The sequence below is a fragment of the Erythrobacter sp. NFXS35 genome, assembly GCF_040148725.1.
In the GTDB taxonomy this organism is placed as follows: Bacteria; Pseudomonadota; Alphaproteobacteria; order Sphingomonadales; family Sphingomonadaceae; genus Erythrobacter.
The window spans coordinates 1262061-1275342 of the sequence record NZ_JAGDEB010000001.1; the positions used below are offsets into that span (position 1 = coordinate 1262061).

Here is a 13282-nt window from a genome sequence, read left to right on the forward strand (position 1 = left end):
CGTCAGCGCCCTAGCCCGAGAAAGCTGAAGCTGTCGGCATCGAAGCTCATCCGCACCGCTGCGAACACGCCCTTGTCGGTGTTGCGCGCGGCGCTGAAATCGCCGTCACGAAAGCCTTCGACATTGTAGCCCACCGTCACCAGCATGCCTTTGACCGGTACCACGCCGATGGTCGGGCCATAGGCAAAGCTGGCGGTGTTATCGTCGAGGTTGCTGCGCACCGTGGCGCTAGCGCCAAGTTCGAAGCGCTCCCCGATTCCGATGCGTCCGTCGGCCCCGACCAGCACCGAGGTGCCCGAGAATTCGGTCCCCTCGAACTGGTCGAAATTGTGCCGCGCGCCGAGGAACAGCGAAACCTCGTGGCGGCGCACCTGCGCGCCGTTCTCTTGGCCTCGGGGCGAGAAGTTGGTCGAGAGGCTACCGACCAGACGGCGCGAGGTCGCATCCCCGTCAACCACCAACGCGGTGCGTCCGGCCCCGCCCGCTCCGCCGATCTCGCCGGCAACGCCGCCGGTGATCTGATCACTGCGGAATTCGAGCCGTCCCAGCATGGCGATCGGCGACCCGTCAGGGCGGTGCGCGAAGGCGATGCTGGCGTCGAGAATTTCCGCCTTGGCCCCGCCAGCGGCCTCGGACAGCGTCCAGGTCGCGCCCGATCCGACCAGACTGCCTTCGCCGAGTTGGCGGATCGCGCCCACCAGCAGGCCCTTGCGGTCCGCAGTCTCGCCGTCGCGAAGTTCTCCTCTGGCGGTCACGCTCCAGCGATCCTTGCGCCAAGCTGCGCCAAACGTGACGGCGGTGAAGTCTTCGAACAGCAACCCGCCGGTCAATTGTCCGCCGCTGGCAGGCGGCTGGGCCGGATTTATGACGCCGCCCGCACCCGGATTGCCGCCGAGCGTGCGGCTGCCGTCAAGTGTGGCGTCGATCGTCAGAGTCGGGCTCACCTGGAGCGTCTGCGACAGCCCGAAGGCGGCAAAACTGCGGGTGCCGTTCTCGCCGATGGTTTCTTCGCCCAGCGTGGTCACCACCTGCCCGCCCTGCCACGGAGCGATCTCGATACCGCCGCGCAGCTGACGCGTATCGAGAGCCTTGCCGTCGGCGAGTTCATAGGTGCCGACAATCCGCACGTCCTGCGTTACGGCATAGAGCACGCCGAAGCGGTGGCGGGCCGGCAGATCGAGGCTTTCTGCCTTGCCCAGCGCCACGGCGGTTCCGGCAGAAAGTTCAAGCTTGTTATCGAACAAGCGCTGGGTCGCGCCCGCTTCCAGCACGGTTGAGGCGGCATTGCTGCCGTCGGCAAGGCGGTCGTCGAAATGGACGAGGCCGATGCGCAGGTCGGTGCGCTGCCGAGCCAACACGATCTGGCCCTGCGCGGCGCGGCGCCGGGTCGGATCGACGAGGCTATCATCCTGCCACAGGCTGCCGACGAAACTCAGTTCCTGGCTTAACAACATACGGCCGTCGACGCCCAGCTTGCGGCGGCCGCGCTCGGCAACGCTCTGCTGGCCGACCCCGTAGTCGCTGTCGATCTGGCGCGCATAAGCAAGCAGGTCGAGGCTGGCGGTCTGGTGCTGGGCTTCCACCAACCACCCGGTTGCAGCTTCGCCCTCGCGGCGGCTGACGCCCAATTCAGCACGAATTTCCGTGTTGTCGCCGACGCGGGCGAGCAAGTCGATCGCGCCGAGATTGGTACGCTGCGCCTGCCCGTCGCGGCCCGTGAGGCCAGCGTCGCTGATTGCGCTTGCGCCGAACCGGATCGCCCCATCGGCGCTGGTCCAGTCGGCCCGAACGCCTGCATTCAGTTCGGCCTCGCCAGCCCCGGCGGCCTCGAATTCGATGACGATGAATTGCGGATTCAGGTTCTCGTCGCGGCTCAATACGGGCGCGGCAAAGCTGATTGTGCCCGAAAGCAGATCGATGTCGTAATCGGTGAAGCGGTTAAGTTCGCGGACCGAGACGATCAGTTCGGGGCGAAAGCGATCGCGAACTTCGATCGTCACCCGTTCGGAATTGGGCAGGATGCGGCGGCTGGCGAGGCTGTAGGGGCCGGAAATGCCTTGGCCCTGAATTTCCTGACGTTGGAACCGGCTGGCGATTTCGGCAGCGAAACCCTGCGCCTTGATCTGGCCGACGCGGGCTTCGGCTTTCACGCCGGTCGCGGTGCGGTTGTAATTGGCGAGGCGGGTCTGGTTGAGGGCGGTCTGGAAGTCGCCGTACAATGCGTAGAAGGTCGCGGTTTCGATGCGGACATACAGCTTTTCGCGGCTGGCGGCGTCGAACTGGCGCGCCGATGCATCGCCGAACACGGTGTAATAAGCCTGCGGGTCGATCGCACCCAGCACGGGGCTGTCCTCGCGCTGCTTGGCGCTGTCGTAGGCGAGAGTGAGCAGGTATTTGCCCAGCACCCGGCCCTTGGCATAAAGCGCGACGCGCGCATCATCTCCCAAATCGCTATCGAACTGTCCGGCCCGTTCCATGTTGTCGGCCACTGAGCGGGCGCCCACGGTACCTTCGGCAAGGCCGATGATGGTCCATTCGATATCGCCCGGTTCGATCCACGCCTCAAGCTCCTGGCGGCGGGTGATCTCTCCGTCGTCGAAGGCGAAGGCGAGCCGCACCGAGCCGCTGACCATCGTCGGAGCGAGTTCAATCCGGGCAAGCCCTTCCGCGCCCTCGACCACCCAGCGCGCCGCGACGGGAGCGGTGCCGGTGAGTTGGTCGAGCTGCTGCCGGTCGATCTGCGCAGCGCTCTGGTAGGGCGAATTGATGGTGAAGCTGCCCGAAATGCCTTCGCGCAAGGGACGTCCATTCCGGTCGAGCACGCGGATGGCCACGATGGGGCGGGTGCGACCATCGGCAACGAGATTGGACAGGGCGGGCAGGAACTCGATCTTTGCCGGTGCGCGTGTGAAGAATACTTCGCGGGTAAAGGTCTTCGTCACCACACCGAAGCTGTTGAAGATCCGCGCTTCGATCATGGTGCGTTCGTTGATGAGGGGCACTCCGCGCCACTGGCTGACTGCATATTTGCCGCGCTCGGGGCTTTGCGTCCCGTCGAAGGCGAGTGGATCGACCGGTTTGCCATCTACGGTCAGTTCCACGCTCTGTCCGCGGCGGTGGCGGATCGCAACGCGGATTGCGGGCGCACGCGGGTTGGCATCTTCCGTCGGAGCAAGAAATCCGTCTTCGCCATCACCGAGCGCAAGGTAATCGGTCACGGTCGAGGCGGGATCCTTCGCTTCGGCGGGCGCGGCCACAGGCACTGCCTGCGACGGCGCCATCGCTGCGGGCGCCGCAACTTCGGGCAGGAGCGCGTGAAAATCGGCGACCACGAGGCTTCCGCCCTGACCGATCGCGAAGCGTGACGAGGCGCTGCCGGCATTGCGGGTCGAACGCGAACAATCGATCATGCGCGCGCCTTCGGGCATGGTCATGCGGGCGACCTGAACCACGTGGGTGCCGGGCACAACGCCTTCGAAATGGTAACGGCCCGCCGCATCGGTGATGGCAAAGCTGCCGTCCTCCAGCATGACCCGAACACCAGCAACTCCAATGCGTTGCGATTCCTCAAGGGTGCAAGGCCCGGCGGTGATGCGGCCAATGATGGTCATCCGGTCGGCAATCCCGTCGCGCACCAGATCGACCGCGGCGCTTGCACGCGACAGCCGACCCAGCGCGTCGCGCACGGTTGCATCATTGAGCACGCGGCCCGGAGGGGCATCCGGCCGGACAGTCATGGCATAGGTCACGCGCGCCGACGCCCCTCCGGCAAGATCCCCCAGCGCGATGGTCAAGACCCGGCCGTCGGGCGAGACCGTAAACGTCTGCGGAGCGGCAGCGCCGTTGATGCGGATAGTGTCGCGGCGCAGGCGCAGCCATCGCGAAGGCACGTCGGTCAGCGTCACCGCGCGCTTCACCCGCGCAGCATCGGCATTGCGCACGGTCACAGCATAGAACACCACGTCGCCCGGCGAAGCGGTTGTGCGCGATGCAGTTTTGACGAGCGCAAGATCAAGCGCCGGCCGGTCGACCGGAATATCGATTGCAACGGGCACCGGGTTGTCGAGCACGAAGGCATCGCCGAACGATCCCTCGCGGATCACGAACGGTCGCCCATCGGGATGGGTGATCTGCGCCAGCATCTCGCGCGGGGCGCTGGATGGAGCGGTGTAGGGCGCGGGCGGCTCGACCAAAAGACGCAAGCTTCCCGTTGTGGTCAACGGAAACCAGAACTCGCCCTGGCCGACCGGCACGGTGCGGCCCGATCCGTCTGTGATCGGCTGACCTGAAATGACGCTTGAAGGCCAGCTGGTGGTGCCATCCTGAGCAAACACCATCGCGGGCGCGCCGGTGGTAGCGTCGATAAGGGTCACACGAGCGCCGTCCACCGGATCACCCGTTTCGCTGTCGAAAACGACTCCGAAGGGATCGACCAGCGCGGTGACTTCCGCCGCCACCAGAACATCGTCGCTGCCGGGGCGCAGCGCGCTGACGGTGATCAGTGAGCCAGGCCCCACACTCAGGCGGCAGTCTTCCTGCACCATCGGCGGAGGAATGCGGCGGGTTTCGGCGACCCCGGCAAACCGGCCGCTGTCTGGCGCGGTCTCGAACAAGGTCATCGTTTCGCGGTCGCCTTCGCCGGTGGTCAGTATCACAGTCAGGCTGTCGATGGCGTTCGGATCGCGATTGGCTTCCACGGCGGTGATTTCGAAGAAGAGCGGCTCCCCGCCGCGCAGCTGTTCGGTCGGCTGAACGATTGCGGTCGCACTTGCGGCGACGGCATCGCCGCCGGGGCTGCCACTCGCGGTGGCGAGGTTGCCGCCGAGCTGGACCGGCGCAGGATCATTCGCACAGCGCGGCTGCCGATACACCAGTTCGGTGCCCGTAGCCGGTGCACGGCGGAACACCCGGATGGCGGGCGGCTGTAGCGGGAGGGTGCTGACGTCGAACTGCACCGGATTGCTGGAAATCCCTCGGCGCGAACCGTCAGAATCCCACGTGGCTTCGGCGATGTTGGTAATGGTACGGACCGACACGCCAGCATTCGTTTGCGCGCTGCTCCCCTCCTGCGGCACGACGAATGGCAGCAGCACTGCAAGGAGTGCCGCTGCCAAATGCCGCAAGGATGGAAACACACGCAAGATCTACGTCTGGATCAGGATCAGTCGATCACGACACGGAAGTAGAGCGAGCGGGTCTGACCAGCTTCGACGTCGAGGAGATCGCCGAGCACTTGGTCCGCGCCCCCAGGCCCGTTCCCTTCTTCGAAGGATCCGCCGGCCGCGCCATTGGTGCAGAGTTCATCGCCGTTGACGAAAATGCCGAAGCTCGGCTCATAGGTGACATCGAACGGCAGATCGTCGGTCACGTCGACATCAGTCGCAGTCGCAGCGCCCGCAGCATTCGCTACGGTGATGCAGTATTCGACCGTCGCCCCCGGAATCGCCTTCGGGTTTGTCGTTCCGTTGACAGGATCGCTGATAAGACGGCTCGACTTGGCGACGGTCACCACCGCGCCAGCGACTTCGAGCGTGCCGATAGCCGCAAAGTCACCTTCGTTATTCCCGTCTTCAGCACCCCCGACGCCGGTACCGTCAGCGAGCACGAAGTCGATCACGTTGACATTATTGACACCATTAGTCGCCTCGAGCTCGGCTCCAAGGCCAGTAGCGCCCGCCTGATGCGCATCCGCCGTCAGGGCTATCTGGAAAGTCTGGCCGTTAACTGCAGCGGTGGTAATCGTTGAAACGACGAACACCGTGCGGATTTCGTCTTCGGCCATTTCGTCGAGGAAAGTGACCTGAACATCGTCAGATCCAGCCTGACCGAAATTGTAGATGCCGTCGCCACCATCAACGAAGAACAGTGCATTCTCTTCATCAATGTTTGCGTCCGCTCCGGTGCCACCCTGATATGATGCCGTCAGATCGAAGTCGACGGTCTCGTTTGACAGGTTGGCGACATCAAACGACAGCACGTTCTGAGTGCCGCCCGGCGTCGCAGTGACATTGCCGGTGTCGTTCGAGGCGACGGTCACGTTAATTCGAGCGTCAACCGTGAAGATGTCGCTCGCCGTCGCGGCATTCTGCGCCACGCCCCCGACATCGAAGCTGACGGAGACATTGTTGGTTATGGTATCGCCTGCGCTGGTCCCTGCGGCCAACGCAGGTGCGCTGGACATTGCGACAAGCGCAAGCGCGCTCACCGCACCCAGCAACTGCTTGGTGGTTCTCATTGGTCTGGTCCTGTGTGTTGCCCCGCGTGATGGTTTCCGCCCGCAGGAGGTGGCGATTATCGTCCGCCGGTCAGCGGATGATAGCTGGATAGGTAAGCCGGCCGGTCGCGCCGGGCGCGATGCTCTCCAACACCCAGCGGACGTGGGTCACGTCGGCATGGGTGGCTGGACGCGCGGCTCCGTCGGAACCGGTGACCGTCAGTGCGCCGAGTCCGCCCCAGGTCTTGCCCCCGTCGACCGACACTTCCAGCGCCGGATCGGCGTCAGGCGAGAGCCGGACTGCGGCGGGCAGCGGGTTGGTGACGGTAAAGTTGGTCACTGCCTCTGCGCCGGTGTTGGCGTAATCGGTGCCGAATATCAGGCGGTCGCCGGGAATGATCGTGCCCGGCTCAACCAGTTCGGTGCGCTCCTTGCCGTCGGCATCGTTGACGACTTTGACGGCCTTCACGTCTCCGGAGAGCGATACCGGGCTGGTCGCGGTCTGCGCCGCGAGCGGCATTGCGGGCGTCGCCAGCGCGGTCGCAGCAACCATCGCGAGCATCAGTTTCTTGATCGAATTCATTGCAAAGCCCCTATCTTCCGATTTTTCAAAATGTTCAGTCAATCACGACTTCGAAGGTGATGGTATGACGGGCCTCGGCGTCGACATTGCCGAGATTGACTGCGATTCCGGCAGTATCGGACGCAGTGCCGACGTCACCGTCGGCGGTGTCGCTCAGCGGGTTGGCGTCAAGCGCCAGTGTGCCGGGTGCGTAGGTGGTGCCTGCAGGAATGGCGTCGGTGACGATCAAATCGTCGATTGTGCCGGTACCGGTGACCTGCGCCTCGATCGCGAAGGTCGCGATGGCGCCGGGAACGGCACTCGTGCCGCCAAAAGGATCACGCAAGGTTACAGACTTGACCAGCGCGACGTTAACGACAGAATTGATCAGTGATCCGCGGGCGGTCGCAAGCGCACCAGTGGTGCCGACAATCGCGTCGCCGCCATCAACTCCTGCGGCATCGAAGGCTGTGCCGGGCGAACCGCTACCGGTCACCGCTTCGGCAGAAAGAGCGACCGTGCTGGTCTGCGTATCGCCCGCGCCATCGGGTACGACCACCAGCACGAACACCGTCAACATGGCGTCGGGCGTCAGGACGGTGGTCGTCTGTGGGCTAGCGAGGATTTCGTCGACCCCCTCCTCATAGGTGCCGTTACCGTTGCTATCTATGGCAATGGCTTGAAAGGAGGCGTCGAAGTCATTGCCCGCAACTGCCGTGTCGGCGACCAAGCGGAATGCCTCGGGGCCGTTGCCTTGGTTGATCAGTTCGAATGCAAAAACCGCCCTTCCCGGACGTCCGGTAATCGGGCCGGGATCGAGTGAGGTAAGCGTCACGTCGAGCAATTCGTCCACTCGCACGATAACGGTGTTGGAATTGACCGTGCGCGCGGTCCCGCCATCATCATAGCTGGCGACCGCGACATTCTCGATCAGCGTGCCGGCTGTCACGCCTTCTGCAAATACAGGCGCAGGCGCAGCCACTCCACCGAGCAGCGCAGACCCGAGGAGAATGGATAACGAGGTGTTGAGGCGAATATCTGTAATCATGCCCCGAGGAATTACGGGCAGATGGTTAGTATTTCGTTAGCTAACAATTTGGGAGCCCGGTCAGCCGTTCGTGGGATTTCCCAGATACGACCGGTTGGTTGCACCGGCTGAATTCGCTAGCGAGGTAAGGCGGGTATCTTCCCGGCACGTGGTAGCCGTCGTTTGGTGATCCCACCACAGGTCCGGCCGCCGCAGCCGGACCGGGTTTCGATTACGGCACTGCGCAAGGCGCATGCTATGCTCGACACAGAACGCGGGCTGCCAATGATAAGGGCAGCGCCAACGTCGCCTTACGACCGCAATATTCTGCGGCTTGCATTCCTGGCTCCCGACATCCAGCAGGCGATCCTTGATGGACGCCAGCCGCAGCATCTCAACCTGGAAACAATCAAAAACATCGAGCTGCCGCTGAGCTGGTCGCAGCAGTGCGAATTGCTGCGATTCCGGCAATAGCGAGAACGCCTGTTATGGCGAACAAAGACCCTGATATGGTCAATTGAGCTCCCTGTTCCGGGTATCTCAATGCCCTGTTCGGGCGATTAACAGGATAACCCCGTTCTCGCCGCTCAGAATACTAAAAACCCGCGATATTCTCAGACCGTTTCTCGAGCGCCTCGCCTAAACTGGCCTGATTTAGCCATCAAATTCACTTTTTTCCCTGTTCTTCCCTGTTTAACAGGCAAACCGAATCGACGCAGGGTCGGCCAGAGACCGGCCGCCAAAATGCTCCCTGATAGCGTTGCAGAGACGGCAAGAATGATGCGACCGTTACGGTTTGGCCTGCGAAAGCGAGCCTGTTCCGCGGGCTTACGCCAGGTCCCTGAAATCAGAGACTAGTGCTGGGGGTGGTTGGCGGAGCAGGTGGGATTCGAACCCACGATACGCTTGTGACGTATACACACTTTCCAGGCGTGCGCCTTCGACCACTCGGCCACTGCTCCGCATGCTCCTTGGCGCGCTATCGCTTCGCTGCTTGAGCGCCGATCTGGCGCGCTGCCGCTTCGCTGCTTGAGCGCCTGTCAGGGCAAGCACGCGCCGATAGCGGCGAATGCGTGGTTCCGCAAGGCGGTGTTCGAGCGGAGGATTGGCCGGGGTGCGCGATCGTGGTAAAGGAGTCGCCGTGGCATGGCGCTGCGCGGATCCGGCATTCCCTGCGAACGCTGCCTCAAGAACCCCTTTCCGCCCTCCAAAACGCGTGGAAAGGGGTTTTTGATTGGCGCCTTTTGTTTCGCCTCAAACGCCGGCGGGCGCGTCCGCGCCCTTGGCTTTCGCGCCATAAGGCGCGGCGGGCTGTCGCCCTTGCGCCCCTGCGGGCCGAGCCAACACTTTCAATCTGGCTATGGCTTTGGTTCGCTGGCACTATGCCTGCATGAACAAAGCACTCCTCGCCGTTTCGGCTGCCCTCGCCCTTTCGTTGCCTGCATCCGCTCAGGAAGAGCCGAAGGGAGCGCCCGCACCTTCGGAAATCGTGGCTGCCGCACCAGCCGGCGACTGGATGGCGATCCCGGCAGAGGACCTGCTGGTGATGACCCTCGCGCCGGATGCGGAGGGCAAGCCGCGACAGGTGGTGATCCAGTTGATGCCCGCGCCGTTTTCGCAAGGCTGGGTGCACAACATCCGGCTGTTTGCGCGGTCGGGCTGGTATGACGGGATTTCGGTCAACCGGGTGCAGGACAATTACGTCACTCAGTGGGGCGATCCCAATTACGACAACCCCGAAGCGGCAGGAGAGCCGAAGCCGCTGCCCGAGGGGCTGAAGGTGATGGAGGAGGCGGAGTATGTCGCGAGCCGGAGCCAAGGCGTGCCCTGCGGTCCGGACGTAATAGACCCAGCCATGTGTAATGGCATCAGCGAAAGGCTACTCGCCAATCTCGTCGCACGAGACGCCTTGGGCCAAGCTGCCTTTTGGGATGGATGGCAAGTCAATCAGGACAGCATGCAAGGAATGTGGCCCGTCCATTGCTACGGCATGGTCGGCGTGGGGCGGAACTATTCGCCGGACACCGGCTCCGGCGCCGAGCTTTATACCGTGATCGGCCATGCGCCGCGCCATCTTGATCGCAACATCGCGCTGGTCGGACGGGTGATCGAGGGGATGCAGCACCTCTCCAGCCTGCCGCGCGGGTCGGGCGCGCTGGGATTCTACACCGCCGAGGAAGCCGCCAAGCGCACGCCTATCCTGTCGGTACGGGTGGCGAGTGACCTCGCCGCTTCCGAGCAACCCGCGTTCGAATATCTCTCGACCGAAAGCACCACCTTCGCGACCTATGCCGAAGCCATCGCCAACCGCCGCGATCCCTTCTTCATCGTGCCCGCCGGCGGCGCGGATATCTGCAACATTCGTGTGCCGGTGCGGCGGGCAGAATAGCGCGACTGCCTTCCGGTCACCTTTTCCCTTACGGAACCCGCATCTTTCACGTACGTTCGTATCCCTGCACCACTCACTCCAAGGGGAGGACACGACATGAAGATCGGTGATCGCAAGGAATTCCACAGCAAGGCTCCGCCGCTCACCTGCCCGCCGGAAACCACCGTATTCGACGCGGTGACGCAGATGGCGAACAAGAATTTCGGCTCGATCTTCATCACCGATGCCGACAATTGCATCCTTGGCGTGATGACGGAGCGAGACATCTTCCGCCGGGTGATCGGCGATAGCCGCGATCCGCAGACCACGCCGGTCAGCGCGGTGATGACCACCGATATCCGCATGGCGCGCGAGGATGACGATGTGCTCGGCTGGTTGCAGGTGATGAGCAACGAACGGTTCCGCCGCCTGCCGATCGTGGACAAGGACAAGCGCCTGATCGCGGTGATGAGCCAGGGCGATTTCGTCGCCTACACCTGGCCGCAAATGCTCAGCCAGCTGACCCAGATGGCACAGGCGACACTGGCCCCGGCGTTCAATCCGATCGCGATTGCCGGCGGGATCGCGGCGTATTCGGTCGTCCTGATCGCTCTGCTGCTGGCGTTCACCTGATCCGGCGACCGGTTAGAGCTTCTGCATCAGCTCGATGCGATTGCCGAACGGATCCTGCGTGAAGAACCGCGCATAGCCATCGATCGACGTGTCGTCGCGCGTGGGAAAACCCGCCGTCTCCAGCCGCTCGCGCAAGCTCGTCAGGTCATCGACCAACAGCGCCGGATGGGCCTTGCGCGCCGGGGCAAAGTCCTGCTCCACGCCAAGATGGAGGTTGCACGATCCGCCCGTGAACCAGCAACCGCTCGGCGATAGCTGAGCGGGCTTGGCGACCTCCTGCATTCCCAGCAGACCGGCGTAAAACGCCCGCGCCCGATCCTCGCCGCCGTGCGGGATTGCCACTTGCACATGATCCAGACCGATGATCGCCATATGCTACTGCCGATCCGCCTGTGCCACCGCATCGCTGGCGCGCAGTGCCGACAAAATCCGGTTGAGGTGCGCCACGTCCTGCACCTCGATCTCGATATCGTAGGTGGTGAAGGGGTGATCGAGATGGGTTTGCACCAGACTGGTCACGTTGGCTTTGTTCTGGGCAAATATGCCCGCCATTTCCGCCAGCGTACCGGGGCGGTCGTACAGCGTTACCGACAATTGCCCCAGCGCGCCGACCGAACGGCTGCCCCAGGCAAGGTCGATCCAGTCATTATCCACCCCGCTCGCCAGTTCGAGGCAGTCGATGGCGTGAACCAGCACGGTTTCGCCCTTGCGGCGAATGCCGACGATGCGGTCGCCGGGCACCGGATGGCAGCAGGTGGCGAGATCGAAGGCAACGCCGGGTGTGAGGCCGCGGACGGAGATCGCGCGTTCGCGCCGGGTCCAGTGTTCGTCATCCTCGATCCCGGCGGTGCAGCCGGGAACCAGCGCCTCCATAACCTCGCGGTCGGTCAGTTTGGCAGCGCCGATGGCGTACATCAGGTCTTCGGGTTCATCCATCCCGAGCCGCTGCAGCGCGCTGCGGATCGCCTTCTTGCCGATCCGGGCGGGCACGCGGGCGGCGATTTCATCGAACAGTTTCGATCCGATTGCGGCGACCTCGTCACGTTCTTTCAACCGCACTGCCCGACGGATCGCGGCGCGCGCCTTGCCGGTGACGACGAAAGCCAGCCATGACAACTGCGGCGCGGCGCCGGGGTTCTTGATGATCTCGACCACGTCCCCGTTGGTCAGCGGCGTGCGCAGCGGCATATGCCGCCCGTTGATCTTCGCTCCGACGCAGGCGAGGCCCAGATCGGTGTGCACGGCAAAGGCGAAATCGACCGCGGTCGCGCCCTTGGGCAGTTGGAACAGTGCGCCCTTGGGGGTGAAGGCGAAGATCCTGTCCTGATAGATCGCCAGCCGCGTATGTTCGAGCAGTTCCTCGGCATCGTGGCTCTGTTCGACAATCTCAATCAGGTCGCGCAGCCAGCCCACCTGCCCGTCGGCCTTGTCCGATTGCTTGTAGGCCCAGTGCGCGGCGAGGCCGAATTCATTGCGCCGATGCATCTCGCGCGTACGGATCTGGACTTCGACCCGCATCGAGTTTTCGTACATCAATGACGTGTGCAAGCTGCGATAGCCGTTGGTTTTCGGCGTCGAGATATAGTCCTTGAACTTGCCCGGCAGGAATTGCCACGTCGTGTGCAGGATGCCGAGCGCGCGGTAGCAATCCTCCTCGCTGTCGGTCAGGACGCGGAAGGCCATGATGTCGGTCACCTGTTCGAAGCTGACATGGCGTTCGGCCATCTTGTGCCATATCGAGAAGGGGTGCTTTTCGCGGCCCGAAACCTCGACCCTGAGGCCGGCTTCGGCAAGCCGCTGCTTGACCTTCAGGGCGATGTCATCGACCTGCCCGCCATCCTGACTGCGCAGCTGCTCTAGCCGGGTCTCGATGGTGGCATAGCCTTCCGGCTCCAACTCGCGGAACGCCAGCGCCTGCATTTCGCGCATATATTCGTACATCCCCACCCGCTCGGCCAAGGGCGCGTAGATATCCATCGTCTCGCGCGCGATCCGCTGGCGCTTTTCGGGCGACTTGATGAAATGCAGCGTGCGCATGTTGTGCAGCCGGTCGGCCAGCTTGACCAGCAGCACGCGGATATCTTCCGACATGGCGAGCAGGAACTTGCGCAGGTTTTCCGCCGCGCGCTCGTTCTCGGGCATGGTCTCGATTTTCGAGAGTTTCGTCACCCCGTCGACCAGCCGCGCGACTTCGGGGCCGAAATGCGCCTCGATATCCTCGATGGTGGCGAGCGTATCTTCCACCGTATCGTGCAGCAGCGCGGTGATGATGGTCGACTGATCAAGCTTCAGATCGGTCATCAACCCGGCGACTTCGACCGGGTGGCTGAAATAGGGATCGCCGCTGGCGCGCTTTTGCGTGCCGTGCTTCTGCACGGTGTAGACATAGGCGCGATTCAGCATCGCCTCGTCGGCATGCGGATCGTATTCGAGAACCTTCTCGACGAGTTCGTATTGGCGGAGCATCGCCAATGAATA

Annotated in this window: 9 protein-coding genes and 1 tRNA gene; 3 read left to right on the plus strand and 7 right to left on the minus strand. The window is 63.4% G+C overall.

What is annotated here, in order from left to right; all coding sequences use genetic code 11:
- Nucleotides 1-2 precede the first annotated feature (2 nt).
- From J3454_RS05960 to J3454_RS05975, 4 genes are all read right to left on the minus strand, one after another.
- On the minus strand, nt 3-5036 hold the full coding sequence (locus J3454_RS05960; protein WP_349512823.1) for a hypothetical protein: 5034 nt from the start codon (nt 5034-5036) through the stop codon (nt 3-5).
- Nucleotides 5037-5161: 125 nt separating this feature from the next.
- A complete protein-coding gene (locus J3454_RS05965; protein ID WP_349512824.1) occupies nt 5162-6235 on the minus strand; it encodes a hypothetical protein in 1074 nt (357 codons plus the stop codon).
- A 70-nt stretch (nt 6236-6305) separates the two neighbouring features.
- Nucleotides 6306-6797 carry a hypothetical protein gene (locus J3454_RS05970; RefSeq protein ID WP_349512825.1) on the minus strand — a complete coding sequence of 164 codons (492 nt, stop codon included), beginning with the start codon at nt 6795-6797 and terminating at the stop codon, nt 6306-6308.
- 34 nt (nt 6798-6831) lie between these two features.
- Complete coding sequence (locus tag J3454_RS05975; RefSeq protein ID WP_349512826.1) at nt 6832-7824, minus strand: hypothetical protein; 993 nt, start codon at nt 7822-7824, stop codon at nt 6832-6834.
- A 237-nt stretch (nt 7825-8061) separates the two neighbouring features.
- On the opposite strand from J3454_RS05975, the gene J3454_RS05980 reads away from it, so the two are divergent.
- Nucleotides 8062-8277: a hypothetical protein gene (locus J3454_RS05980; protein ID WP_349512827.1), complete on the plus strand. Its 216-nt coding sequence runs from the start codon at nt 8062-8064 to the stop codon at nt 8275-8277.
- Nucleotides 8278-8674: 397 nt separating this feature from the next.
- Here J3454_RS05980 and J3454_RS05985 read toward each other — a convergent pair.
- Nucleotides 8675-8765 (minus strand) — tRNA-Ser (locus J3454_RS05985).
- Between the two features lie 428 nt (nt 8766-9193).
- Here J3454_RS05985 and J3454_RS05990 point away from each other — a divergent pair.
- Together J3454_RS05990 and J3454_RS05995 are read left to right on the plus strand one after the other, a co-directional pair.
- Nucleotides 9194-10192 (plus strand): peptidylprolyl isomerase, encoded by a 999-nt coding sequence (locus J3454_RS05990; protein ID WP_349512828.1) that lies wholly within the window; start codon nt 9194-9196, stop codon nt 10190-10192.
- Nucleotides 10193-10288: 96 nt separating this feature from the next.
- A complete protein-coding gene (locus J3454_RS05995) occupies nt 10289-10804 on the plus strand; it encodes a CBS domain-containing protein (RefSeq protein ID WP_349512829.1) in 516 nt (171 codons plus the stop codon).
- A gap of 12 nt (nt 10805-10816) precedes the next feature.
- On the opposite strand, the gene J3454_RS06000 is transcribed toward J3454_RS05995, so the two are convergent.
- Nucleotides 10817-11176: a VOC family protein gene (locus J3454_RS06000; RefSeq protein WP_349512830.1), complete on the minus strand. Its 360-nt coding sequence runs from the start codon at nt 11174-11176 to the stop codon at nt 10817-10819.
- Between the two features lie 3 nt (nt 11177-11179).
- Nucleotides 11180-13270, minus strand: coding sequence for a RelA/SpoT family protein (locus J3454_RS06005; protein ID WP_349513149.1), 2091 nt, complete (start codon nt 13268-13270; stop codon nt 11180-11182).
- Nucleotides 13271-13282 lie beyond the last annotated feature (12 nt).

Excerpts from the sequence above, each read along its gene's own strand:
- J3454_RS05980 (WP_349512827.1), top strand. The coding sequence starts at position 8,062 with ATGCTCGACACAGAACGCGGGCTGCCAATGATAAGGGCAGCGCCAACG.
- J3454_RS06000 (WP_349512830.1), bottom strand. The coding sequence starts at position 11,176 with ATGGCGATCATCGGTCTGGATCATGTGCAAGTGGCAATCCCGCACGGC.
- J3454_RS05995 (WP_349512829.1), top strand. The coding sequence starts at position 10,289 with ATGAAGATCGGTGATCGCAAGGAATTCCACAGCAAGGCTCCGCCGCTC.
- J3454_RS05970 (WP_349512825.1), bottom strand. The coding sequence starts at position 6,797 with ATGAATTCGATCAAGAAACTGATGCTCGCGATGGTTGCTGCGACCGCG.
- J3454_RS05965 (WP_349512824.1), bottom strand. The coding sequence starts at position 6,235 with ATGAGAACCACCAAGCAGTTGCTGGGTGCGGTGAGCGCGCTTGCGCTT.
- J3454_RS06005 (WP_349513149.1), bottom strand. The coding sequence starts at position 13,270 with ATGCTCCGCCAATACGAACTCGTCGAGAAGGTTCTCGAATACGATCCG.
- J3454_RS05990 (WP_349512828.1), top strand. The coding sequence starts at position 9,194 with ATGAACAAAGCACTCCTCGCCGTTTCGGCTGCCCTCGCCCTTTCGTTG.
- J3454_RS05975 (WP_349512826.1), bottom strand. The coding sequence starts at position 7,824 with ATGATTACAGATATTCGCCTCAACACCTCGTTATCCATTCTCCTCGGG.